This window comes from Methylobacterium sp. ME121 (assembly GCF_000974725.1).
Lineage (GTDB): Bacteria > Pseudomonadota > Alphaproteobacteria > Rhizobiales > Beijerinckiaceae > Methylobacterium > Methylobacterium radiotolerans.
Window position 1 is genome coordinate 36,771 of record NZ_BBUX01000036.1, and the last position, 22,506, is coordinate 59,276.

General features: G+C 73.0%; 24 protein-coding genes. 17 read left to right on the forward strand and 7 right to left on the reverse strand.

Annotated features, from left to right (window positions below; all coding sequences use genetic code 11):
- Window positions 1–168 precede the first annotated feature (168 nt).
- Window positions 169–393 (forward strand): hypothetical protein, encoded by a 225-nt coding sequence (locus ME121_RS20385; RefSeq protein WP_012317835.1) that lies wholly within the window; start codon window positions 169–171, stop codon window positions 391–393.
- On the opposite strand, the gene ME121_RS20390 is transcribed toward ME121_RS20385, so the two are convergent.
- Window positions 387–1,355, reverse strand: coding sequence for an alginate O-acetyltransferase AlgX-related protein (locus ME121_RS20390; protein WP_024830942.1), 969 nt, complete (start codon window positions 1,353–1,355; stop codon window positions 387–389). The genes ME121_RS20385 and ME121_RS20390 overlap by 7 nt on opposite strands.
- Before the next feature lie 180 nt (window positions 1,356–1,535).
- On the opposite strand from ME121_RS20390, the gene ME121_RS20395 reads away from it, so the two are divergent.
- The 5 genes from ME121_RS20395 (at window position 1,536) to ME121_RS20415 (ending at window position 5,746) form a co-directional block, all read left to right on the forward strand.
- Window positions 1,536–2,558, forward strand: a complete 1,023-nt coding sequence (locus tag ME121_RS20395) for an SPL family radical SAM protein (protein ID WP_085985332.1) — start codon at window positions 1,536–1,538, stop codon at window positions 2,556–2,558.
- A gap of 25 nt (window positions 2,559–2,583) precedes the next feature.
- Window positions 2,584–3,102, forward strand: coding sequence for a 2'-5' RNA ligase family protein (locus tag ME121_RS20400; RefSeq protein WP_012317832.1), 519 nt, complete (start codon window positions 2,584–2,586; stop codon window positions 3,100–3,102).
- Between the two features lie 31 nt (window positions 3,103–3,133).
- On the forward strand, window positions 3,134–3,892 hold the full coding sequence (locus tag ME121_RS20405) for a phosphatase PAP2 family protein (RefSeq protein ID WP_012317831.1): 759 nt from the start codon (window positions 3,134–3,136) through the stop codon (window positions 3,890–3,892).
- A 102-nt stretch (window positions 3,893–3,994) separates the two neighbouring features.
- Window positions 3,995–4,363: a PilZ domain-containing protein gene (locus ME121_RS20410; protein ID WP_024830944.1), complete on the forward strand. Its 369-nt coding sequence runs from the start codon at window positions 3,995–3,997 to the stop codon at window positions 4,361–4,363.
- A gap of 84 nt (window positions 4,364–4,447) precedes the next feature.
- On the forward strand, window positions 4,448–5,746 hold the full coding sequence (locus ME121_RS20415; RefSeq protein ID WP_012317829.1) for a Gfo/Idh/MocA family protein: 1,299 nt from the start codon (window positions 4,448–4,450) through the stop codon (window positions 5,744–5,746).
- Between the two features lie 6 nt (window positions 5,747–5,752).
- On the opposite strand, the gene flgH is transcribed toward ME121_RS20415, so the two are convergent.
- Genes flgH through flgF form a run of 4 tightly spaced genes read right to left on the reverse strand, consistent with a single transcriptional unit; the run spans window position 5,753 to window position 9,259 of the window.
- Complete coding sequence (flgH, locus tag ME121_RS20420) at window positions 5,753–6,502, reverse strand: flagellar basal body L-ring protein FlgH (RefSeq protein ID WP_012317828.1); 750 nt, start codon at window positions 6,500–6,502, stop codon at window positions 5,753–5,755.
- A gap of 36 nt (window positions 6,503–6,538) precedes the next feature.
- On the reverse strand, window positions 6,539–7,678 hold the full coding sequence (flgA, locus tag ME121_RS20425; protein WP_206406919.1) for a flagellar basal body P-ring formation chaperone FlgA: 1,140 nt from the start codon (window positions 7,676–7,678) through the stop codon (window positions 6,539–6,541).
- 35 nt (window positions 7,679–7,713) lie between these two features.
- Window positions 7,714–8,505, reverse strand: coding sequence for a flagellar basal-body rod protein FlgG (gene flgG / locus ME121_RS20430; protein WP_024830946.1), 792 nt, complete (start codon window positions 8,503–8,505; stop codon window positions 7,714–7,716).
- Between the two features lie 13 nt (window positions 8,506–8,518).
- On the reverse strand, window positions 8,519–9,259 hold the full coding sequence (gene flgF / locus ME121_RS20435) for a flagellar basal-body rod protein FlgF (protein WP_012317825.1): 741 nt from the start codon (window positions 9,257–9,259) through the stop codon (window positions 8,519–8,521).
- A 255-nt stretch (window positions 9,260–9,514) separates the two neighbouring features.
- Here flgF and fliL point away from each other — a divergent pair, with 255 nt between their 5' ends.
- The 8 genes from fliL (at window position 9,515) to ME121_RS20475 (ending at window position 17,273) form a co-directional block, all read left to right on the forward strand.
- Window positions 9,515–10,069, forward strand: a complete 555-nt coding sequence (fliL, locus tag ME121_RS20440) for a flagellar basal body-associated protein FliL (protein WP_012317824.1) — start codon at window positions 9,515–9,517, stop codon at window positions 10,067–10,069.
- 64 nt (window positions 10,070–10,133) lie between these two features.
- Complete coding sequence (fliM, locus tag ME121_RS20445) at window positions 10,134–11,351, forward strand: flagellar motor switch protein FliM (protein ID WP_085985309.1); 1,218 nt, start codon at window positions 10,134–10,136, stop codon at window positions 11,349–11,351.
- Between the two features lie 19 nt (window positions 11,352–11,370).
- A complete protein-coding gene (locus ME121_RS20450) occupies window positions 11,371–11,901 on the forward strand; it encodes a DUF6468 domain-containing protein (RefSeq protein ID WP_012317822.1) in 531 nt (176 codons plus the stop codon).
- Window positions 11,898–12,758 carry a MotE family protein gene (locus ME121_RS20455; protein WP_245337916.1) on the forward strand — a complete coding sequence of 287 codons (861 nt, stop codon included), beginning with the start codon at window positions 11,898–11,900 and terminating at the stop codon, window positions 12,756–12,758. The genes ME121_RS20450 and ME121_RS20455 overlap by 4 nt, the downstream gene beginning before the upstream one ends.
- Before the next feature lie 148 nt (window positions 12,759–12,906).
- Window positions 12,907–14,544 (forward strand): ABC transporter ATP-binding protein, encoded by a 1,638-nt coding sequence (locus tag ME121_RS20460; RefSeq protein WP_053620735.1) that lies wholly within the window; start codon window positions 12,907–12,909, stop codon window positions 14,542–14,544.
- A gap of 2 nt (window positions 14,545–14,546) precedes the next feature.
- Window positions 14,547–15,767 carry a phosphopentomutase gene (locus ME121_RS20465; RefSeq protein ID WP_059409513.1) on the forward strand — a complete coding sequence of 407 codons (1,221 nt, stop codon included), beginning with the start codon at window positions 14,547–14,549 and terminating at the stop codon, window positions 15,765–15,767.
- 12 nt (window positions 15,768–15,779) lie between these two features.
- On the forward strand, window positions 15,780–15,971 hold the full coding sequence (locus tag ME121_RS20470) for a DUF1192 domain-containing protein (RefSeq protein ID WP_059409514.1): 192 nt from the start codon (window positions 15,780–15,782) through the stop codon (window positions 15,969–15,971).
- Window positions 15,972–15,974: 3 nt separating this feature from the next.
- On the forward strand, window positions 15,975–17,273 hold the full coding sequence (locus tag ME121_RS20475; RefSeq protein ID WP_059409515.1) for a leucine-rich repeat-containing protein kinase family protein: 1,299 nt from the start codon (window positions 15,975–15,977) through the stop codon (window positions 17,271–17,273).
- A gap of 48 nt (window positions 17,274–17,321) precedes the next feature.
- Here ME121_RS20475 and ME121_RS20480 read toward each other — a convergent pair whose 3' ends face one another.
- Window positions 17,322–17,921, reverse strand: coding sequence for a cysteine hydrolase family protein (locus tag ME121_RS20480; RefSeq protein ID WP_059409516.1), 600 nt, complete (start codon window positions 17,919–17,921; stop codon window positions 17,322–17,324).
- A 170-nt stretch (window positions 17,922–18,091) separates the two neighbouring features.
- On the opposite strand from ME121_RS20480, the gene ME121_RS20485 reads away from it, so the two are divergent.
- From ME121_RS20485 to ME121_RS20495, 3 genes are all read left to right on the forward strand, one after another.
- On the forward strand, window positions 18,092–19,048 hold the full coding sequence (locus tag ME121_RS20485) for a lytic transglycosylase domain-containing protein (RefSeq protein ID WP_053620738.1): 957 nt from the start codon (window positions 18,092–18,094) through the stop codon (window positions 19,046–19,048).
- Between the two features lie 83 nt (window positions 19,049–19,131).
- Window positions 19,132–20,034, forward strand: a complete 903-nt coding sequence (locus ME121_RS20490; RefSeq protein ID WP_059409517.1) for an alpha/beta hydrolase — start codon at window positions 19,132–19,134, stop codon at window positions 20,032–20,034.
- A gap of 127 nt (window positions 20,035–20,161) precedes the next feature.
- Window positions 20,162–21,487: an O-antigen ligase family protein gene (locus tag ME121_RS20495; RefSeq protein WP_029360069.1), complete on the forward strand. Its 1,326-nt coding sequence runs from the start codon at window positions 20,162–20,164 to the stop codon at window positions 21,485–21,487.
- A gap of 445 nt (window positions 21,488–21,932) precedes the next feature.
- On the opposite strand, the gene ME121_RS20500 is transcribed toward ME121_RS20495, so the two are convergent.
- The coding region (locus ME121_RS20500) for an outer membrane protein assembly factor BamB family protein (protein WP_491892853.1) at window positions 21,933–22,506 on the reverse strand (574 nt) is incomplete at its 5' end.

Here is a 22,506-nt window from a genome sequence, read left to right on the forward strand (position 1 = left end):
CGCCGCCCTCGGGCGGTCCCCCGTAGCCCGCGAACGCCACGCAAGGCAGGCCTGCGCTCGCCCGTCTGTTGCGGTGCAGCAAACTCGGCCATCTGTCGCGTCACCCACCCGTCGCCGTGCGCGTGCCGCAGCTGCCCGACCCGGTGGGGGATCGATGGAGGTGAAGTGATGTCGTTCGCGCTGGTGCCCGTCGCCGAGGCGGCCCTGTTCACGTTCGGGTGCCTGGTGATCCACGCCCTGCGGCGCCACGCCGACGTGGTCACCGCGACGCTCGCGTGCCTCGCGACGCTCCTCGTCCTGATGATCGGCATCGCGTGCGCGCCGGAATCCTTCGCGAAGTACCAAGCGGCGAGCGTCGCCGACTTCGCCCGTCTGGATCCGGCGATCTACTGAGGCGGCGCCCCGCGTCCGACGGCGCCGAGGCCGCCGGTCCGGAGCTTCGCGAGGCGGCCGCCGGTCCCGCGCTGGCCGGCGACGGCCACGTCGAAATCGTCCTTCGGCAGCTTGGCGAGGAAGCGCTCGGCCAGCTCGAACAGCAGGATGTCGGCCCGGACCCGCTCGATATAGGCCCAGTCGAGGCTCGACGACCAGACGAAGTGCACCTCGCTGAAGCTCTCGGCGAGCAGCCCGGTCAGCAGGAACGGGTCGAAATGGGCGCAGGAATCGCCGAACAGGACGAGCCGGCGCGGGTCGGCCGTCGCTGACGCGTTCCGGTAGACGACATGCGCGCCGACATGCACCTCCCGGTCGCGCCCCTCCGCCTCGTAGGCGGCGAGCAGCGGCCCGGTCTCCACCCGCGTCGCGTCGCGCTGCAGCATGAACCGCTCCAGGCGCTCGCGCGGCCGATCGGGCAGCTTCTCGCCGAGGTCCATCAGCTGGTCCGAGACGATGCCCGGACGCGCGCCGATATCGGCCGGCGGGATCGCCCCGAGCGCCCGCATGATCTCGCGGTAGGCCAGCAGGCAGCCCTGCGCCGTCCAGTGGGTGTCGGTGCGCAGGTAGAGCGGCACCGGTCCGTTCCGGGCGGCGCGGAGCGGGGCGAGGAGATCGAGATAGGCCGGGTCCCGGGCGAGGCTCCGGGCCAGCCGCCGGGTCGAGGCCTTGCCGGGGGCGTAGCGCAGGCCGTCGGTCTTGTCGTCGTAGACCGACAGCTTCTCCGGCACGATCACGTGGAGGCAGCGGATGCCGAGGCCCTCGGCCCGCCGCGCGCGGGCCCTGATCAGCCGCGTCCAGCCGCGCAGCAGCAGCCAGTGCCGCAGGCCGCCGCGATACCGGTCCATGACCCGGTTGGTCCCTCCGGTGAGGAATAACCAGCCGTCGCGGCCGACATGTACGCTCTCCCTGCCTGCAGCCATGACGGTGCTTTAGCCGCACCGCGACCGGGCGACTAGGCCGGACCCGGTGCCGGCACCGCGCGTTCGTCAGGCATGCCGCCCTCGCCCGCCCCGGCCGTTGAGACCCGCGATCGCCCGGAGCGCCCGGGCCCGGCGCCCGATCGCCCGGCGCGCCTGTGGCGCCCGCGCCGGGTGCTGGTGATGCCCGCTGCCCTCGAGCACGCTCACGGGCGAGCCATGCTGGCCCGCGCCGAGGCGCTGGGCCTGCCGGTGGAGCGGCTGCCGTCGAACCGCCTGCCGAGCCCACGCGAGGCGGATCCTCGCCGGGCCTACGCGGCCGCCAAGGCGACCCTCGCGCTCACGGTCGCGCCGCCGACCAAGCTGCGGCTGCAGCCGATCCCGCCCTCGGCCGACTGGCGCTTCGACCTCGCCGAGGGCTGCCCAGCCCACTGCCAGTACTGCTACCTCGCGGGCTCGCTGTCCGGGCCGCCGGTGACCCGCGCCTACGCCAATCTGGCGGCGATTCTCGGCAGCCTCGCGGACTACGCGGGGCGCGGCGCGGTGACCTCGGCCTCCGCCGAGCGGGCCCAGGAGGGGACCACCTTCGAGGCGTCCTGCTACACCGATCCCCTCGGCATCGAGCACCTCACCGGCTCGCTCTCGGCGGCGATCCGGCATTTCGGCGCCTGGGACGCGCCGGTGCAGCTGCGCTTCACCACCAAGTTCGCCGCGGTCGAGCCGCTCCTCGACCTGCCGCACAACCGGCGCACGCGCATCCGCTTCTCGGTCAATCCGCGGGCGGCCGCGCATTACGAGGGCGGCACCGATCCCCTCGACGCGCGGCTCGCCGCCATGGCGGCGGCGGCGCGGGCCGGCTATCCGGTCGGCCTCACCGTCGCGCCGATCCTGCCCGTCCCGGACTGGGAGGGCGCCTATGCCGGACTGATCCGCGCCGCCGCCGACGCGCTGGCCGGCGTGCCCGATCTGGATCTCACCGCCGAACTCATCACCCACCGGTTCACGCCGGGCTCGAAGGCGGTGCTGCGCGGCTGGTATCCCGGCTCGGACCTGCCCCTCGACGAGGCGGAGCGCGTCGAGAAGCGCACGAAGTTCGGCTCGGTGAAGCACGTCTTCCCGAAGCCCCTGATGCAGGCCATGCGCGCCCATCTCACCGCGTGCCTCGCCCGCGACCTGCCGGCAGCGCGGATCCTGTACTGGACCTGAGACCCGCGGGCGCCATCTGGCCCCGATGATCGACGCGGACCCCCTGATCCTGACGCTCGCCTTCGACGAACCGACCTTCGCGCGGTTCGACGGCGAGCGGCGGCGCCACTTCCCCGAAGCCCTGAACCGCATCCCGGCGCACGCGACGCTGTTCCACCACCTGCCGGGGGATCGGGAGCGGGGCGTGATCGAGGCGATCACCGCCCTTGCCCGCACGGTGCCGCCGCCGGAGGTCGCGGTGACCGGCCTGCGCTTCACCGGCCGCGGCGTCGCCTACGCGCTCGACTCCGACGCGTTGGCGCGGTTCCGGGCCCGTCTCGCACAGGAATTCGCCGCCCACCTGACCGCCCAGGATCGGCAGGGCTGGCGCCCGCACGTCACGGTGCAGAACAAGGTGTCGCCGGACACGGCCCGGGCACTGCACGCAGACCTCTCGGCCGGGTTCGCGCCGTTCCGCTTCACCGCGCCCGGCACCCTGCTCTGGCGCTACCGCGGCGGCCCCTGGGACGCCGTCGCCCGCCTGCCCTTCGGAGAGAATACCTGATGGTTATCGACGCGCGCCGGAGGACGGCAGCATGAGGGCGCCGGGCAACCTGCGGCAGAACCGGCTGATCGAGCCCGCCCTGGCAGTGTGGCTGCGGTTGCGCCTGAACGAGGTCGGCCCCCTCGTCGCCCTGCTCTGCCTGAGCATCCTCGGTTACGGCTTCTTCTACCTCGCGCACGAGGTCGGCGAGGGCTCCACCGCGGCCCTCGATCGGCGGATCCTGCTCGCCCTGCGCAACCCCGCCGATCTCGCCGACCCGATCGGGCCGCCCTGGCTCGAGGAATCGATGCGCGACATCACCGGGCTCGGCAGCGTCTTCACCGTGCTGTTCCTGACCTGCGCGGTGGCGGCCTATCTCGGCGTGTCCGGGCGCCGGCGCATCGGCCTCTACGTCCTCGCCGCGGTGGGCAGCGGCGAGCTGGTCTCGACGGTGCTGAAGATCTTCTACCATCGGCCGCGGCCGGACCTCGTGCCCCACGGCATGGAGGTGTTCACGGCGAGCTTCCCGAGCGGCCACGCCACGATGTCGGCGATCGCCTACCTGACCCTGGCGACGCTGATCGCCCGTGTCGAGCGCAACCGCCGCGCCAAGGCGCTGGTCCTCGCGCTCGGGGTGAGCGTGACGCTCCTCGTCGGCATCAGCCGCATCTATCTCGGCGTGCACTGGCCGAGCGATGTCCTGGCCGGCTGGTGCATCGGCGCCGCCTGGGCCTCCCTGTGCTGGTTCGTCGCCCTGCAGCTGCAGCGCCGCGGCGAGGTCGAGGCGCCCGACCCGCCGCCGCCCGCCTGAGCCCGGCGTTAAGGTAAACGCGCGGTTAAAGTGGACGGGCGAGGCTCGTCCAGGCTGGATGGTGGTTGTCCCCGCAACCGGAACCACCAGGGTCAAGCGATCGTGCCCGAGCGCCGCCGTACTGCCCGACGCCGCGTCTGCCTGGGCGGTCGGCTGCGCGTCGCGGCCTTCCTGCCGGAGATCGACTGCACGGTCCGCGACGTGTCCCTCGACGGGGCGCGAGTCCGGCTGCCGGCGGAAGCCGTGCTCTCCGACTGCGTCGAGCTGTTCATCCCCTGTCGCGGCGAGGCCCGGCGCGCCTTCGTGGCCTGGCGGTCGGGCGAGTCGGTCGGCCTCGGCTTCGCCGAGACCCGCGCGGCGACGGAGCCCGAGGCGATCGCGCGCCGGCTCGCCGCCAGCGAGGCGGAGGTGGCGCGTCTGCGCGCCGCGCTGCTCGACGGAAACAGCCCGGAGCCGGGTCGCGTTCACTGAGGGCGCGGTCCCGCCACCCGGCGGTTCCCGGCGCGGGCGGCGCCCCGGGCGCGGCCCTCCCGATCCGGCAACACGGCGAGGCACATGGCGGACGACACCCGGCTCTCACGACGCACTCTCCTCGCGGCCGGAGGCGCCCTGGCCGGCGCCGCGGTGGGCGGCGGCGCGCAGGCCGCCCCGCCTGGCCCCTCGGTTCCCGCCGATACCGGCGCCGTTCAGGGCGGACGGGTGATGTTCCCGAACTGGCGCGGGCCGGGCGACAGGCCGCCCGCCCCGAGCCCGGCGCCGCAGCCGCCGGCCCAGCGCGTCGGCTACTGCGTCGTGGGTCTCGGGCGCCTGAGCCTCGACGAGATCCTGCCGGCCTTCGGCGAGACCAAGCGCGCCCGTCTCGCGGCGGTGATGTCGGGCTCACCCGACAAGGCGAAGCTCGTGGCGCGGCAGTACGGGCTGCCGGAGGACGCCGTCTACGGCTACGACGCGTGGGACCGCCTGAAGGCCAACCCCGATGTCCAGGCGGTCTACATCGTCACGCCGAACGGCGTGCACCGGGACAACGTCGTGGCGGCCGCGGCGGCCGGCAAGCAGGTCCTCTGCGAGAAGCCGATGGCCGTGAACTCGGACGAGTGCCGGGAGATGATCGCGGCCTGCGCGAAGGCCGGCGTCAAGCTGATGATCGCCTACCGGTGCCAGTACGAGCCCCACAACCGGGCCGTGATCAAGCTCGCCCGCTCGGGCGAGTTCGGCCGGCCCCGGCTGATCCAGGCGTTCAACGGCCAGACCACGGGACTGCCGGAGCAGTGGCGCCTGCGGAAGGCGCTGGCGGGCGGCGGATCCCTGCCGGATATCGGGCTCTACTGCCTGAACACCGCCCGCGCGGTGCTCGGCGAGGAGCCGAACCTGATCCAGGCCCAGATCCACTCGCCGCCGGACGATCCCAAGTACCGCGAGGTCGAGGAGACGGCGAGCTTCACCCTCCACTTCCCGTCCGGCGTGATCGCCCAGTGCCTGTCGAGCTACGGGGTCTACGAGGCGCGGAGCCTGACCCTGCACACCGGGACCGCCTCCGTCGATCTCCAGAACGCCTTCGCCTACCAGGGCCAGCGTCTCTATGTCGGCCACCGCGACGGCAAGAATGCCGCCCGGGACGAGAAGGTCCTGAGCCCGAAGAACCAGTTCGCCCTGGAGCTGGACCATTTCGCGCGGTGCATCCAGGAGAACCTGCGGCCGCGCACGCCCGGCGAGGAGGGGCTGCAGGACCAGGTCCTGATGGAGGCGATCTACGAGGCGGCCCGGACCGGCACGCCCGTCAAGGTCGGGCCGCCCCCCGGCGCCGGTTCCGGCCTCGACGTCACGCGCGGGCCGGAGCCGGAGGAGCCGGGCTGAGGGGCCTCAGAACGGCAGCAGGATGTCGACGATCTGCTGGCCGTAGCGCGGCTGCTGCACGTCGGTGATCTGGCCCCGGCCGCCGTAGGCGATGCGGGCCTGGGCGATCTTGGCCGAGTCGATGGTGTTGTCGGACTCGATGTCCTCGGGCCGCACCACGCCGGCGACGATCATCTCGCGCACCTCGAAGTTGACCCGGATCTCCTGCTTGCCCTCGACCACGAGGTTGCCGTTGGGCAGGACCTGGGTCACCACCGCGGCGACGTTCGTGGTGACGGATTCGGTGCGCTGGACCGACCCGGCCCCGTCATTGGCGGTGGCCGAGGTGGCGGAGAGCAGCGCGGTGCTGCCGACGCCGAAGGACTTGCCGACCGTGTTGTTCTCCAGGCCCAGGGCGTTGGGCAGGCCGAAGCTCTCGGTGTTGGCCCGGGAGCGCTTGGTCTCGTTGCTGATGTTCGCCTGGTCGGTGACCTTGACCTTCACGGTCAGGATGTCGCCGAGCTTGGCGGCACGTTGATCCTTGAAGAACGCGCGGGAGCCCGTGCGCCACAGCGAGTTCGGGGCGTAGGAGACCGGCTGCACGTCCGGCATCGGCATCCGCACCGGCTTGTAGCCCGGCTGCGCCGTCGGGTCCTCGATCGCCGACAGCGCCGGGGTCGCGCCGACCTGCGAGAGGCGGTCGGCGGTGTTGCAGGCCCCGAGCGCGCCGGCGATCAGAGCGGCGGCGAGCGGGTTCAGGACGGTGCGACGGGCCATCGGGCAATCACTCTTCGACGCGTGCAGGGCGGGCGGTCAGCGCAGGGACGCGGTCGCCTGGACCGGGGCGGCGGCGGCCTGCTGAGCCGCGGGGCTGGGGCTCACCGAGACCCGGCCGGGGCCGATCACGGTGGCCTGCAGGATCTTCTTGGAGGCGACGTTGACGACGTTGACGACGGCGCCCATGCGGCCGGAATCGTTCGACAGGCCGCGCATCGACAGGCTGATGCTCGGCGTCTCGTACACGATGGTCACGGTCTCGCCGCGCGCTACCAGCTCGGGCGGAGCCGTGTCGGTGACCCGCAGCACGGTGCCGGCCATCAGCGTGTTCTGGGCGACCTCGCCGAGGATGGTCGTCACGCTCCCCTGCGCGTCGGGCGCGACGGAGTCGCGCGGGCGCTGCTCCAGGGCGACGTCGCCCTCCTTCACCGGCTCGCCGCGGTTGAGGTTCCGGGTGAGCACCGCGACCTCGCGCAGCTCCATGACCACGCCGGAGACGCGCAGCGACGCCTGCCGCTCGCCGAGGCTGACGAGGCCCGCAACGCGGCGCGTCCGCGGGTCGTAGGTCAGGTCCAGGGCCACGGCCTGCCCTTCGAGGTCCACCGGCGCCAGCAGGGTCGGGCCGTCCCCGTCGAAGCGGACCGCGATGTTGCGCACGTTGAGCCCGTAGCCGACCTCGAGGCCGCGCTTGAGCGCCGCCTCGATCTCCGGCGGGCCGAGGCGGCGGGCGGCGCGCTGCACGGCGATCTGCAGCCGACCGCCGGTCTCCAGGCCGGTGAGGCCCAGGGCGGACGCCGCGTCGAGGATGCGACGGGTCTGGATCGTCCCGGTGGCGCCGAGGGCGGGCGCGCGGAACAGGGGGCGCGTGGAGAGGCGATCGGGTGCGCCCTCGACGAGATCGGCCAGAGTCAGGACGTCGCCGCGGGCGGTGACGTCGCCGCGCAGCCGCAGGACGTCCGCCCGCGCCATGGCGGGGATCGCCAGGGCGCCGAGGACCGCGAAGGTCAGGAAGGCCAGCACCGCGCGCAGGATGACGGCGCCGCCGAGGGGCATCACCCGCGGCGGGACGCGCCGGACGATCGGGCTGATGTCGTCCCCGTCCCCCGCGGCGACGCGGGGCAGGTCGAGGGTCTCGAAATCGGGATCGAGCGGGTCGGGATGCATGCCGGCATACATGGTCAGGGGCCTGAAGCGGGGTGCGGGTCGCGCGATTAGCTGCGGAACATCTGCGTGGTGGTGGAGAGCATCTGGTCGGCGGCGGTGACGACCTTCGAGTTCATCTCGTAGGCGCGCTGCGCGGCGATCAGGGACGAGATCTCCGTGACGGCGTTCACGTTCGCCTCCTCCAGGTAGCTCTGCTGGAGGTTGCCGAAGCCGTCGGCGCCCGGCAGGCCGCTGATCGCCTGTCCGGAGGCGGCGGTCTCGACGAACAGGTTGTCGCCGATCGACTCGAGGCCGACCTTGTTGACGAAGCGCGACAGCTGGAACTGGCCCAGCGCCTGCGGCGCCGTCTGGCCCGGGATGTTCGCCTGCACGGCGCCCGTGGCGCTGATCGTCACGGACGTCGCGTTCTGCGGCACGGTGATCGCCGGATCGAGGAGGTAGCCGTCGCGGGTGACGAGCTGGCCCTGGGCCGAGAGGTCGAAGGAGCCGTCGCGGGAATAGGCGGTGCGGCCGTCCGGCAGCGTCACCCGGAAGAACCCGTCGCCGCGGATCGCGACGTCGTAATCCTTCTCGGTCGAGGAGAGCGTCCCCTGCGACATCACGCGGGCCGTTGAGGTGGTCTTCACGCCCGAGCCGAGGCTGAGCCCGGCCGGGAGCTGGGTGTTCTGCTGCGAGGTCGAGGCGCCGGCCCGGCGCAGATTCTGATAGAGCAGATCCTGGAAGTGCACCTGCTGGCGCTTGTAGCCGGTGGTGCGCAGGTTCGCGATGTTGTTGGAGATGACCTGGACGTTGAGTTCCTGAGCCGCCATGCCGGTGGCGGCGGAGTAGAGGGCGCGCATCGGTCAGGCCTCCTCAGGCGACGTCGGCGAGGCGGCGGATCGCCGTGCCCCGCAGGTCGTCGAGGCGCGAGATCATGCTCGACACCATGGCGTAGGACCGGTTCACGTCCATGAGCCGGGTCATCTCGATCACCGGGCGGACGTTGGAGCGCTCCAGCGACTCGGGCTCGAGGCGCCCGTCGATCCCTGCGGCGCGCGCGGGCTCCGGCGAGGCGTAGAGGTTGGCCCCCTCGTTGGTCAGCCGCTGCGGGTTGGCGAAGGTCACGAGCTTGATCCGCCCGCGGATGCCGAGATTGGTCGAGACGGTGCCGTCGGGCCCGATGGCGAGGCCGGTCTCCTGCGGGTTGATGCTGATCGGCCCCCCCTCGCCCACGACCTTGTAGCCGTCGCTGGTGACGAGCGTGCCCTGCGCGTCGAGTTCGAAGGCGCCGTTCCGAGTGTAGCGCTCGCCCTGGGGGGACTGCACGGCGATGAAGGCCGAGCCCTTGACCGCCACGTTGAGCGGGTTGCCGGTCTGCTCGATCGGGCCCTGCCCGAGGTCGAGGGTGGTGCCCTGGTCGATGACGTAGGACAGGCGCCGGTCGGGCCGGGCGAACGAGTCCGCGCTGGCCACCGGCATGAGGTACTCCTCGAAGCGGGTGTTGCGCGCCTTGAAGCCCGTGGTCGAGACGTTCGCCATGTTGTTGGCGATCACGTCCAGCTCGCGCTGGAGCGCCATCTGACTCGACACGCCGACGAAGAGGGCATTCTGCATCGTGGACTCTGGGACTCGCGGGCCGCGGAGGCGGCAACGATCCATTCAGCATCCGCTGTGCCAACCTCAATCGCGGCAAATTCTATCGCTGTGACAGAGACTTGATTAGCTTTGCCGGGGACTTCCGGCCGCGCCGGGGCTGCGCCGCGGCAAACCTGACCCGGCAGGAATTGCCTCCTTAACGGCACGTTAACCGTGATGCTCCGATATCCAGGTGTACCTGGCGCGCAGTCTCCCGCGAGAGAGCATTATTCCATGGCCAAGAAGCCGAAGAAGGCCTCCGCCGAGGAAGGCGAGACCGGAGCCGAGGGCGCCCCGAAGGGCAAGAAGAAGCTCATGATCATGGTGGCCGTCGCGGTCCTGGTCGTGGGCGGCGCCGGCGCTGGCGCGTTCGTGATGATGGGCCGCGGCGACAGCAAGCAAGCCGCGCAGGGCGGCGACCACGGCGGGGGGCACGGCGGCGGCGACGCCAAGGGCGCCGGCCCGGAGGGCAAGAAGCCCGTGGTCTTCGTCGACGTGCGCGAGATGCTCCTCAACCTCTCGCCCGAGCTGCCGCAGGACAAGGGCCGGTTCGCGAAGGTCCGGATCTCCCTGGAGCTGAAGGACGCCAAGGTCGAAGAGGAGGTGCGGCCTCTGATGCCCCGGGTCGAGGACGCGCTGCAGGTCTACATGCGCGAGCTGCGCGCCAGCGACATCACGAACTCGGTGGGCCTGTTCCGGCTGCGCGAGGAGCTGCTGCGCCGGGTCAACATCGCCCTGTACCCCGCCAAGGTCGACGCGGTGCTGTTCAAGGACGTGATCGTCCAGTGAGCGCGCCCGCGATTCCGGTCCTCTCCTCGAGCGCCGCGCCGCGCCGGGCCCCGATCGAGCACGCCTGATGGAACCCGAGGACGAACTCCCCGAGGACGACTGGTCGGCAGCACTCCTGGAGCAGGGTGCCGAGGGCGGCGACACGTCGCTGGCCGAGGAATGGGGCGCGGCGCTCGCCGAGCAGGGCACCACGCGCAACGCGGGCGACGTCGCCGCCGAATGGGCGACGATGATCGAGGACGGGGAGAGCGACAACCTCCCCGAACTCGCCGGCAACGACCGGGTGCTGAACCAGGACGAGATCGACGGCGTCCTCGGCTTCTCCATGCGCGAGCTCTCGGCCTCCGGGGCCGGGGGCGTGCAGGCCATCGTCGATTCGGGCGTCGTCCAGTACGAACGCCTGCCGATGCTGGAGATCGTCTTCGACCGGATGATCCGGTTGCTGTCGACCTCCTTGCGCAACCTGTTCCAGGACAACGTCGAGGTGACCCTCGACAACATCACCTCGGTGCGCTTCGGCGACTACCTGAACGCGATCCCGCTGCCGACGCTGCTCGGCGTGTTCCGGGCCGAGCAGTGGGAGAACTCGGGCCTCGTCACGGTCGACTCGAACCTCGCCTACGCGACCTTCGACCTGCTGCTCGGCGGCAAGCGCGGCGGCTCGTCGAGCCGCCTCGACGGGCGGCCCTTCACCGCCATCGAGATGACGCTGGTGCGCCGCCTCGTGGAGATCGTGCTGGGCGACCTGGAGATGTCGTTCCAGCCGCTCTCGCCCGTGAGCTTCGGCATCGACCGGATCGAGACCAACCCGCGCTTCGCCACCATCACGCGGCCGGGCAACGCCGCGATCCTGATCAGCCTGCGCCTCGACGTCGACGGGCGCGGCGGCATGCTGCAGATCCTGTTCCCCTACGCGACGATCGAGCCGATCCGGGAGCTCCTGACCCAGAGCTTCATGGGCGAGAAGCTCGGCCGCGACCACGTCTGGGAGGGTCACCTCGCCACCGAGATCTGGCAGGCCGACGTGACCATGGACGCGGTGCTGCACGAGATGATGCTGCCGCTGAAGCAGGTCATGAGCCTGAAGGTCGGCGAGACGCTGATGTTCGACGCCAAGCCCTCGGACCTCATCACCGTGCGCTGCGGCGACTGGGCGCTCACCCAGGGGCGGATCGGCCGGGTCGACGGGCATATCGCCGTCCAGGTCACCCGGCCGCTGCGCCGCTCCCGCACGACGATCCAGGCCTACGAGGCCTCGATGAACAACCGCTCGGACAGCTAGTGCCGATGAGGGTCCGGTCATGAGTCTCTTCGTCACCCTCGCGGCCGACATCCTGGTCGCCGTCCTCCTGGCGGCGACCATCGTCACGTCCCTCCGGCTCTCGCGCCGCATCGGTCAGATGAAGGGCGACGAGGCCGCGCTCCGCCAGACCATCGGGGACCTGATGGTCGCGACCGGAACGGCCGAGCGGGCGATCGCGGGCCTGCGGGCGGCGATCGACGAGGGCGACCGCACCCTGAACGCGAGCCTGGAGACCGCGACGATCCGCGCCGGCGAGCTGCGGCTGCAGGTCGAGGCCGGCGAGGGCGTGATCACCCGCATCGGCGCCATCGTGGCGCAGATGCGCGCCGTGCCGGTCCGTCCCGAGCCCGCGCCGGAGCCGAGGCCCGCGCCGCAGGCCGTCCCCGAGCCGACGCGCGCGCCGGAGATCCCGGCCGAGCGCCGGCCGGAGCACGCCGGTCCGAACGGGGAGCGCCTCGGCGTGGCGGCCGCGGCGGCCCTCGCCATGAGCGAGCGCGCCCTCGCCCGCGTCCGGGCGCGCGCCGCGTGACCGGGGTCAAGGCCCCGAAGATCCCGCCGCCGAAGCCGGATCCCGAGGAGAGGATACGCCGCGCCGCGACGCCGGAGCGGCGCGCGCGCCGGAAGCCCGTCCGGCAGTTTCGGCTGCGCCTCATCGACGCCGTGGCGCTCGCGGCCGGCGGGCTGCTCGTGCTCAAGCTGCTCAGCCTGCTGCAGGCCGGCCTGCCGGAGAGCGCCGCGCTGCCGGAGTACGGGCGCGCGGTCGCCCGGGCGCGCACCGGCTACGAGCCCTTCGACCCGGTGACGACCGGATCGGTGGGCGCCAAGGAGGCGCCGGCCGCCGCGACCGAGAAGGCGCCGGAGCCGCCCCCGCCGCGGCCCGGACCGCCCGCGGCCGGGAGCCCGGCCTCGCCGACCGAACGCCTGCTCCTCGAGAAGCTCGGCGCCCGGCGCGACGCCCTGCGCCAGAAGAGCGACGAGCTGGAGCTGCGCGAGAAGATGCTGGGCGAGGCCGAGCGCAAGCTCGAGACCGGCCTCGGCGACCTCAAGAAGGCCGAGGACAAGGTCGACGCCGCCGCGAAGGCCAAGGAGGAGGCCGAGAAGCAGGGCCTGAAGAACATCGTCACGATGTACGAGGCGATGAAGCCCAAGGACGCCGCCCGGGTGTTCGACCGGCTCGGGCTCGACGTGCTGGTCCCGATCGTGCTGGCCATGAACTCCCGGAAGATGTCCGAGGTGCTGGCGGTGATGCAGCCCGAGACCGCCGAGCGCCTGACCGTGGCCCTCGCGAACCGCGCCCGCGGCGCCGCAGGGCCGCAGGCCCAGGCGGGAACGGGGCTCCCGGCGAACGAGCTGCCGGCGATCGATCCCGGGGCGCCCGTGCGGTAGCTCCGCGGCGCCGCAGGGCGCCGAGCCGATCTTCCGAGGCTGCCGGCGGATCCGTCCGGCCGGCTCTGTCCGCGCGGCCCTCCCCGCTCGACCCCGTGCGGCGTCCGCGCGGACTAGGGTCCGGGGCCGGGCGCGCTATAAGGGGCTCATGTCAGAGGCCGATCCCCAGCCGCTCCTCGCCGTCGAGGACCTCTCCGTGGCGTTCCGCGCGCGGGAGGGCGAGACCGTGGCGGTCGACGGCGTCTCCTTCACCATCCGCCGGGGCGAGACCGTCGCGCTCGTGGGCGAATCGGGGTCCGGCAAGTCGGTGACGGCGCTGGCGATCCTGCGCCTCCTCGACCCCGCGGCCCGTCAGGACGGGCGGATCCTGTTCGCGGGCCGCGACCTCGCACGGCTGCCCGAGCGGGCGATGCGGGACGTGCGCGGCGCCGACATCACCATGGTGTTCCAGGAGCCGATGACCTCGCTGAACCCGCTCCACACGATCGAGCGGCAGATCGGCGAGGTGCTCGGCCTGCACCGCGGCCTCACCGGCAAGGCGGCCCGCCGGCGGATCCTGGAACTTCTGGAACTCGTGGGCCTGCGCGACGCCGAGCGGCGCATGGGCGCCTACCCGCACGAGCTCTCCGGCGGCCAGCGCCAGCGCGTGATGATCGCCATGGCGCTCGCCTGCGAGCCCGACCTCCTGGTCGCCGACGAGCCGACCACGGCCCTCGACGTGACCGTGCAGGCGCAGATCCTGGCGCTGCTCGCCGACCTGCAGAAGCGCCTCGGCATGGCGATGCTGTTCATCACCCACGATCTCGGCATCGTCGAGCGCATCGCCGACCGCGTCTGCGTGATGCTGAAGGGCAGGATCGTGGAGGCCGGCGCCACCAAGGCCGTCTTCGCGGACCCGCAGCACGAGTACACGCGCCGCCTGATCGCGTCCGAGCCCAAGGGCCGGGCCAACCCCGTCCCGGCCGACGCCGCGCCGCTCCTGGAGGCCGGCCCCCTGAAGGTCTGGTTCCCGCTGAAGTCGGGCCTGCTCCGACGCGTCACCGGCCATGTCAGGGCCGTGGACGGCGTCTCCCTGCGGGTCCGGACCGGCGAGACCATCGGCGTCGTCGGCGAGTCCGGCTCGGGCAAGACGACCCTCGGCCTCGCCCTCTTGCGGCTCACGGGCTCGGAGGGGCCGATCGTCTTCCTCGGCCAGGCGATCGACGGCTACGGCGTGGCGCAGATGCGCCCGCTGCGGAAGGACATGCAGGTGGTCTTCCAGGATCCCTACGGCTCGCTGTCGCCTCGCATGTCGGTGGCCGACATCGTGGCCGAGGGGCTGGTGGTGCAGGGCGCCGCGCGCTCGCGGGCGGAGCGCCGGGCCGTGGTCGCCAAGGCACTGACCGATGTCGGGCTCGATCCGGCCGCCATGGACCGCTACCCGCACGAGTTCTCCGGTGGCCAGCGCCAGCGCATCGCCATCGCCCGGGCTATGGTGCTCAACCCCCGCTTCGTCGTCCTCGACGAGCCGACCTCGGCCCTCGACCGCTCGGTCCAGGCACAGATCGTGACCCTGCTGCGCGACCTCCAGCGCGAGCGGGGACTCGCCTACCTGTTCATCAGCCACGACCTGAAGGTGGTGCGGGCGCTCGCCAACTACGTGATCGTCATGCAGAACGGCCACGTGGTCGAGGAGGGCGCCGCGGAGACGATCTTCGCGAATCCCCGGACCCCCTACACCCGCGCCCTGTTCAAGGCCGCCTTCGCCCTCGAGAGCGACGCGGCCGCCGAGCTGGAGTCCGCCTGACCGTGGCGCGCGCCCTCATCATCGTCCTCGATTCCGTGGGCGTCGGCGGGGCCCCGGACGCGGACCGCTACGGCGATACCGGGTCCGACACGCTGGGGCACATCGCCGAGCGCTGCGCGAAGGGCCGCGGCGACCGGGCGGGGCTGCGCGCGGGTCCCCTGCGCCTGCCCCACCTCGCCGAACTCGGGCTCGGCCTGGCGGCCGCCGGGGCCTCGGGCCGCATCCCGCCGAACCTCACCCCGGTCGGCCCGCCGCGCGGCGTCTACGGCCACGCGGTGGAGACGGCCGCCGGCAAGGACACGCCCTCCGGTCACTGGGAGATCGCCGGCCTGCCCCTGACCGAGCCCTGGGGGCATTTTCCCGATACGCGGCCGGCCTTCCCGCCGGAGCTGACCCGCGCGCTCGTCGCCGAGGGCGACCTCCCGGGCATCCTCGGCGATTGCCACGCGCCGGGCGTCGCGATCATCGACGCGCTGGGCGCCGAGCACCTCCGGACCGGCCGGCCGATCTGCTACACCTCGGCCGACAGCGTGTTCCAGATCGCCGCCCACGAGGAGGCGTTCGGGCTGGAGCGGCTCTACGACCTGTGCCGCGTGGCGCGCCGCCTGTGCGACCCCTACCGCGTCTGCCGGGTGATCGCCCGGCCCTTCGTGGGCTCGCCGGAGGCGGGCTTTCGCCGGACCGGCAACCGCAAGGATCTCGCCGTCGCCCCGCCCGGGCGCACGCTGCTCGACCGCGCCGAGGCGGCCGGTCGCGCGGTCGTGAGCGTCGGCAAGATCGGCGACATCTTCGCCCACCGCGCCACAGGCCGCGAGATCAAGCCGGGCCCGAACGCGGCCTGCGTGACGGCGGGGCTCGACGCGCTGGCGACGCTGCCGGAGGGAGGCCTGATCTTCGTCAACCTCGTCGATTTCGACACGGAGCACGGCCACCGCCGCGACGTGCCGGGCTACGCCGCGGAGCTGGAGGCGTTCGACGCCCGGATCCCCGAGATCCTGGCGGCGCTGGCACCGGGCGACCTCGCGGTCATCACGGCCGACCACGGCAACGACCCGACCTGGACCGGGACCGATCACACCCGCGAACAGGTCCCGGTCTTGGCCTTCGGCCCCGGCGTGGCCGCCCGACCGATCGGGCGGCGCGAGACCTTCGCGGATATCGGCGCCACCGTGGCGGCCCATCTCGGCCTCGCCTGGGACGGGGCCGGAACACCGTTCCTGTAGGGAGGACACGACGTGCGGGACGACGACGACCGGCCGCGCAAGGCCGTTGCCCACGAGATCGGGCAGCCCCTCGACACGCTCTCGCTCGGGGATCTCGACGAGCGCGTCGCGCTCCTGCGCGCCGAGATCGTCCGGCTCGAGGCGGCGCGGGCCGCCAAGCAGGCGGCGCAGGGCGCGGCCGACGCCTTCTTCAAGCGGGGCTGAGGCTTGGACCGGAGCGAAACCCTCGCCGCCCTGCGGCGCGGCGAACTCGGCGGCGCGCGGGAGCTGCGGCTGCCCGACGGGCTGACGGCGGTGCCGCGCGAGGTCTTCGCCCTCGCCGACACGCTGGAGGTGCTGGATCTCGGCCGGGGCAGCCTCGTCGACCTGCCGGACGATCTCGGCCGCCTCCACCGCCTGCGCGTCCTGTTCTGCTCCGGCAACCCGTTCCCGCGCCTGCCGCCGGTGCTCGGCGCCTGCCCGGCGCTGAGCCAGCTGGGCTTCCGCGGCTGCGGCATCCGCGAGGTTCCGGCGGAGTCGCTGCCGCGCGAGCTGCGCTGGCTGACGCTGACCGACAACGCGATCGCCGAGCTGCCCGCCGCCCTCGGCGAGCGGCCGCGCCTGCGGAAGCTGATGCTGGCGGGCAACCGGCTCACCGCGCTGCCCGACAGCCTGTCGGGGGCGGACGAACTCGAGCTGATCCGAGTCGCCTGCAACCGTCTCGCGGCGCTCCCGCCGTGGCTCGCGCGCCTGCCCCGCCTCGCCTGGATCGCCTACGCCGGCAACCCCACCGAGCCGCCGACGGCGCCGGTGGCGGCGCCCGCGGTGCCGTGGGCCGACCTCGCCCTCGGCGAGCTGCTCGGCGAGGGCGCCTCGGGGCGGGTCCACCGGGCCCGCTGGCGGGGGCCGGCCGGCGGGGAGGACGTGGCCCTGAAGCTGTTCAAGGGCGCGATGACCAGCGACGGCCTGCCCGAGCGGGAGATGGAGGCCTGCCTCGCCGCCGGGATGCACCCGGCCCTCACGGGCGCGCTCGGCCGGCTCGACGGCCATCCCGACGGCGCGACGGGACTGCTGCTCCGGCTCCTGCCGGCGCACTGGCGCCCGCTCGCCGGGCCGCCGAGCCTCGCGAGCTGCAGCCGCGACGTCTACGACCCGGACCTGCGCCTCGACGGCGACGCGGCCCTGCGGATCGCCCGCGCCGTGGCCGAGGCGGTGGCGCACCTGCATGGGCGGGGCCTGCTGCACGGCGACGTCTACGCCCACAACACGCTCTGGGACGCCGGAACCGGCGCGGCCGTGCTCAGCGATTTCGGGGCGGCCTCGGCCCTGCCGGACGGGCCGCTCGGCGCGGCTTGGGCGCGGGTCGAGGTCCGCGCCGTCGGCATCCTGATCGGCGAGCTGCTCGACCGCTGCGCGGCGCCGCCGGAAACCCTGCGCGCCCTGGCGCAGGCGTGCACGGGGCCGGATGTCGACGGGCGGCCGGACCTCGGGGCGGTGATCGCCGAGATCGGGCGGCTCCAGGCCTGAACGCGGCGTCGACCGGTCCCGGGACCCTTCCGCCGCCCTCGCCGCGGCTCAGTCCGGGATGTCGCCCTGCCCGCGCGCGACCACCGCGAACAGGTCGCCGAGGGCCGCGAGGCTCGCCGCCTGGAGCTGGGCCGCCGGCACCACGCCGCCGTCCGGTCCGGGCAGGTCCCGCGTCGCCGTGGCGGCGGCCACGACGGTGGGGCGGAACCCGAGGTTGAAGGCGCTCCGGGCCGTGGAGTTGACGCACATGTGCGTCATGAAGCCCGCCAGGACGACGTCCTTCACGCCGGCCTGCTCGAGCCGCGCCTGGAGGTTCGTGCCCACGAAGGAGCTCGGATAGGCCTTGGTGATCACCGGCTCGTCGCCCTGCGGCGCCACTTCCGGGCTGATCTGGCCGATCGGGGCGGTCACGTCGTAGGGCGTGCCCGGCCCGGCATCGTGGCGGACGTGGATCACCGGGATCCCCGCGTCGCGGGCCCGTCGCAGGAGCGCGGCCGCCTCCCGGAGCGCGGGCTCGACCCCGTCGAGCCGCATCACGCCCTCCCGGTAGGTCTGCTGCAGGTCGATCATCACGAGCGCCGAGCCCTTGAGCGGGGCCGGCGCGGGGCTCAGGCCGGACAGGCCGCGCAGGGTTGCCAGATCGGACATCGGCGGTTCCTCCAAGGGGCCGCCTCGGAGGCGGCTCTCTGAACCCGGGACGCTACGACGGTGCGGCCCGGTCGCGCCAGTGGGCAAAGGTGCAACGCTCGGGCACGCGGGCCGGATGTTCCCCCAGGAAGGTTGGCCGCGCGGATTGATCCGCCCCGGCGCGTCGCTACATGCGCGGCGTGACCGCCCCGCCCCTGCGCCTCGGCGCGCTGCTCCTCGCCCTCGCCTGCGCGCATCCGGCCGCGGCCGCCCCGTCCGAGGGAGCGACCGAGACGGTCGAGCAGGCGCTGTGCCGCCTCATCGACGACTCCGCCAAGGCCCGCGGCCTGCCGGTGCCGTTCCTGACACGCCTGATCTGGCGCGAGAGCAGCTTCCGCGTGGGCGTCGTCAGCCCGGCCGGGGCGCAGGGCGTCGCGCAGTTCATGCCCGGGACGGCCCGCGAGCGCGGCCTCCTCGACCCGTTCGACCCCGAGCAGGCGATCCCGCACGCGGCCCATCTGCTCGCCGACCTGAGGACCCAGTTCGGCAATCTGGGTCTCGCCGCCGCGGCCTATAACGGCGGCGCCGCGCGGGTCAGCAAGTGGCTCGCCGGCGACGGTGGCCTGCCCGCCGAGACCCGGGCCTACGTGGCCGCCATCACGGGCCGGCCGGTGGACGACTGGCGGACCGGCCCGGCCAAGGGGATCGAGTTTCCGGAAGGCGGCGCGCCCGCCAAGCCCGAGAGCAAGCCCGAGGGCAAGGACGCGAAGGACCAGAAGGACGCCAAGGTGGAGGTGAAGCCGGATGCGCCGCAGACCTGCCTGCAGGTCACCGCGAGCCTGCGCGTCCCGTCGCGCGGCGACCGCTTCGCCCTCGGCCTCAACGAGGGGCCGGCCGCCCCGTGGGGCATCCAGCTCGCCGGCAATTTCTCCAAGGCGCTGGCGCTGCAGAGCTTCAACCGCGCGCGGAGCGCCTACGCGGGGGTGATCGGCGAGGTGCGGCCGATGATCATCGGCACGCGCCTGCGCAACCGCGGGACCCGCGCCTTCTACCGGATCCGCATCCCGGCGCAGAGCCGACAGGCGGCCGACGACCTGTGCGGCCGCATCCGCAAGGTCGGCGGCGCCTGCATCGTGCTGCGGACCTGATTTTTCGTGCCCCGCCCCGAGACCGTCATCAATCCGCCCCGAGGGCGGTGCGGTATGGCCCGGTCGGGACAACCGGATGGGATATGACACGTCTCCTCACCGCGCTCGCTAGCCTCCTCTGCCTCGGGCTCGCCGCGTTCGGCTTCACCGCTGCCTCGCCGCTCGCGCTGTTCGACGCGATCGGCCCGCGCGATCCGGGAGGGCGGCTCGCCGCGAAGGACCAGCCCTTCGGTGAGGGCCCGCGGCGGCGGCTCGACGTCTACGTACCCACCGCGGGCGCCGAGAACGCGCCGGTCCTGGTGTTCTTCTACGGCGGCTCCTGGCAGAGCGGCGCCAAGGACGACTACGCCTTCGTCGGGCACGCCCTCGCGGCGCAGGGCTTCGTCACGGTGCTGCCCGATTACCGGCTCTACCCGGAGGCGCCGTTCCCCGGTTTCCTCGAGGACGGCGCCGAGGCCATCGCGTGGGTGCGCGACAACATCGCCGGATACGGCGGCGACCCGCGCCGCATCGTGCTCGCCGGCCACTCGGCGGGCGCCTACAACGCCGTGATGCTCGGCCTCGACCCGCGCTACGTGATCGCCGCCGGGGTCGATCCCAAGGTGATCAAGGCCGTCGCCGGCCTGTCCGGCCCCTACGACTTCATGCCGTTCGACCAGGACACCACCGTCAAGGTGTTCGGCAAGGCCCCCGACCCGGAGGCCACGCAGCCCGTCGCCTTCGCGGGCCCGCTCTCGCCCCCCGCCTTCCTGGCGACCGGCGACGCCGACACCGTGGTGAAGCCGCGGCACACGGTCAGCCTCGCCGCCAAGCTGCGGGCGGAGCACGTTCCGGTCCAGGAGCGGCTCTACCCGGGCCTCGACCACAAGGACACGCTGCTGGCGCTGTCCGTCACCTTCCGCTCGAAGGCGCCGGAACTCGCCGAGATGGCGTCCTTCCTGATGCGGCAATCCGCCGGGCGCTCGCAGTACACGATGCGGCGGTGATCGCCCCGGGCCCGCGTCAAGGTTATCGCGCGATCGTCGGCCGCAACCGTCCGATTTCCCATCGCCCGGCACCCGCGGCCCGCTAGAATGGTCCTGGCCGCGCGGCGCGGCCTCGCGGTGGGACGGCATGGCTTCTGCGGACGCGGCGATCGGGATCCCGGCCGACGGGCGGCAGCGCGGCGTCGCGGGCCGCGACGTGCCGGACGTGCTGCGCGTGCTCCTGAACGGGGCCGTCTTCGTCCTGCTCTGGAACCACGTCTGGCTGAAGGACCTGTCCGACCGGTCGATGCTGGCGGCCTCCGAGGACGGCAGCCTGCTGACGCAGATCCTGTTCCTCTCCGCCGGCGCCGCCATGGCGGCGGCGATCCACCGGATCGGCGTGCGCCACCTCCGTCCTCTGGTGACGCGCCCGCTCGTGCTCTGCGCCCTCTGGCTCGGGGCGACGGCGCTGCTCTCCATCGAGCCGAGCCTGTCGCTGCGGCGGCTCGCGCTGTTCGCCATCGCCGCGATGCTCTCGGCGGGCGTGCTGATCGTCGCCCGCTCCCCCCGGCAGCTGGCCCTGACCATGGCCGGGTCCGCCCTGGTGATCGTGCTCGCCTCCTACCTCGCGGTCGGTCTCGTGCCGAACCTCGCGATCCACTCGGCCTTCGATGTCAATTCCGATCCGAGCCATCCGGGTCTCTGGCGCGGGATCTTCCCGCAGAAGAACGAGGCCGGCGCCGCCATGGTTATACTGGTGATCGTGGGCCTCTACGTCGCCACCGTGGCGAGCCGCGTCCTCGGCTGGGCGATCGTCCTGCTGGCGACCGGGTTCCTGGTTGCGAGCGGCTCCAAGACCGCGATCCTGCTCCTGCCGGTCATCCTCGCCGTGACCGGCCTGTGCCAAGTCCTGACCGGCGGGTTCCTGCGCCGCCTGCTGCTCCTCGGCCCGGTGATCGGGTTCTCGCTGATCTCGATCGGCTCGGTGCTCGCGCCGCCGATCCAGGAGGCGGTGGGCTCGCTGCTCACCGACGCGACCTTCACGGGCCGAAGCGAGATCTGGCAGTTCGCTATCGACAACATCATGATCCGACCCTGGCGCGGCTGGGGGATCGGCGCTTTCTGGATGACCGAGCGGACCATGTATGCCGGCTCCGAGGAGCTGACCTGGGTCAATACCGTCGACCACGCCCACAACGCCTATCTCGACACGGCGCTGATCGGCGGCCTGCCGTTCCTCGCCCTGACGGTCGTGGCCTTCGTGCTCGCCCCGGTGCGCGACCTGCAGCGCGTGGCCGGCGGCACGCGCCTCGACGCGGAGACCCTGCTGTTCCTGAGGCTGTGGTTCCTCGGGCTCGTCTCGGCCTCCTTCGAGACGGTGCTCTACAACGGCAACAACGCCACCTGCTGCATGTTCATGATGGCGGTGTTCGGCCTGCGCCTGCGCACCCGCTACGCCGTCGCGGCGGGCTGAGGCGGTCCAGGCGCCCGGAAGTCGCGCGCCGTCCGCGGGGGTCCGCGCGTCGTGGGCGCGCCTGTCCCGGCCGGCGCCCCCGCGCGAACGCCCCGTCGCCCCGCGCTGACGGCTTCTGTCCGGTAGCGGACGGCAACAACTTGTCCGGGAATTTGTTGTTCAGAATTCTCGCGGAGATTCTGCATGCCGGGCAGGACTCGTTTCGCTTGGACCGACGTGACGTTCGCCCTGGGTGTGAGCATCCTGTGCGCACTGTCCCTCTTCGTAGCGCACTAGCCGCGGAGCCGCGTCGAGGCCCGTCACGCGGATCGGTCCGCGCGGCCGCTCCCGTCACGCCGCGCGCCGCGGCGTCGAGAGCCCGGCGCGCCGTGACCTCCGAACGCGCCGGCCGCCAGCCCGCGAGGACGTCGCCGGCGGACTTCCGCGAACCGTCGCCCGGCCGCGGTCAGTCGGGCAGTGCGAAGACCAGCAGCGCGTCGCCGGTCCCGAAGCCGGACGCCCGGGTGAAGGAGGCGCCGCCCGCCGCCACCGCGACGTACTGCTTGCCGTCGAGTGCGTAGGTCATCGCCGGCCCGCTGATGCCGGCCCCGCACTGGAAGCGCCAGAGGATCCGGCCGTCCCGCGCGTCGTGGGCGTCGAGATGCCCGTCCTCCTCGCCCGAGAAGACGAGCCCGCCGGCGGTCGCCAGCGTGCCCCCGGACAGGCGGCTCGCGCCGCGGACCGACCACGCGATGCGACCGCCCTCCGCGAGGTCGACGGCGGTGAGCGTGCTGAAGGACGGCTCGCCCCTGGCCTCGCCGGTCTCCGTGTAGCGGATCTCCGGTCGCCCCGCGGCGGCCGGCACGGTCTTCACCGTGTAGGTCGTCGCGCCGTGGCGGACCTGCACGTAGGCGCGCGTCCCGTCATAGGCGGTCGGCGGCCACGAGACGGCACCGAGGGGGCCGGGTGCCACCACCGTGCCCTCCGGGGTCGGCGGCGCGAACAGGTTCTTCTGTGCGAGGAGCGGGGCCGAGCGGGCT

Bases quoted from the DNA above. Each gene is read 5' to 3' on its own strand.
- ME121_RS20385 (WP_012317835.1), top strand. From the start codon at position 169: ATGTCGTTCGCGCTGGTGCCCGTCGCCGAGGCGGCCCTGTTCACGTTC.
- ME121_RS20390 (WP_024830942.1), bottom strand. From the start codon at position 1,355: ATGGCTGCAGGCAGGGAGAGCGTACATGTCGGCCGCGACGGCTGGTTA.
- ME121_RS20395 (WP_085985332.1), top strand. From the start codon at position 1,536: ATGCCCGCTGCCCTCGAGCACGCTCACGGGCGAGCCATGCTGGCCCGC.
- ME121_RS20400 (WP_012317832.1), top strand. From the start codon at position 2,584: ATGATCGACGCGGACCCCCTGATCCTGACGCTCGCCTTCGACGAACCG.
- ME121_RS20405 (WP_012317831.1), top strand. From the start codon at position 3,134: ATGAGGGCGCCGGGCAACCTGCGGCAGAACCGGCTGATCGAGCCCGCC.
- ME121_RS20415 (WP_012317829.1), top strand. From the start codon at position 4,448: ATGGCGGACGACACCCGGCTCTCACGACGCACTCTCCTCGCGGCCGGA.
- flgH (WP_012317828.1), bottom strand. From the start codon at position 6,502: ATGGCCCGTCGCACCGTCCTGAACCCGCTCGCCGCCGCTCTGATCGCC.
- flgA (WP_206406919.1), bottom strand. From the start codon at position 7,678: ATGTATGCCGGCATGCATCCCGACCCGCTCGATCCCGATTTCGAGACC.
- flgG (WP_024830946.1), bottom strand. From the start codon at position 8,505: ATGCGCGCCCTCTACTCCGCCGCCACCGGCATGGCGGCTCAGGAACTC.
- flgF (WP_012317825.1), bottom strand. From the start codon at position 9,259: ATGCAGAATGCCCTCTTCGTCGGCGTGTCGAGTCAGATGGCGCTCCAG.
- fliL (WP_012317824.1), top strand. From the start codon at position 9,515: ATGGCCAAGAAGCCGAAGAAGGCCTCCGCCGAGGAAGGCGAGACCGGA.
- ME121_RS20450 (WP_012317822.1), top strand. From the start codon at position 11,371: ATGAGTCTCTTCGTCACCCTCGCGGCCGACATCCTGGTCGCCGTCCTC.
- ME121_RS20460 (WP_053620735.1), top strand. From the start codon at position 12,907: ATGTCAGAGGCCGATCCCCAGCCGCTCCTCGCCGTCGAGGACCTCTCC.
- ME121_RS20480 (WP_059409516.1), bottom strand. From the start codon at position 17,921: ATGTCCGATCTGGCAACCCTGCGCGGCCTGTCCGGCCTGAGCCCCGCG.
- ME121_RS20485 (WP_053620738.1), top strand. From the start codon at position 18,092: ATGCGCGGCGTGACCGCCCCGCCCCTGCGCCTCGGCGCGCTGCTCCTC.
- ME121_RS20490 (WP_059409517.1), top strand. From the start codon at position 19,132: ATGACACGTCTCCTCACCGCGCTCGCTAGCCTCCTCTGCCTCGGGCTC.
- ME121_RS20495 (WP_029360069.1), top strand. From the start codon at position 20,162: ATGGCTTCTGCGGACGCGGCGATCGGGATCCCGGCCGACGGGCGGCAG.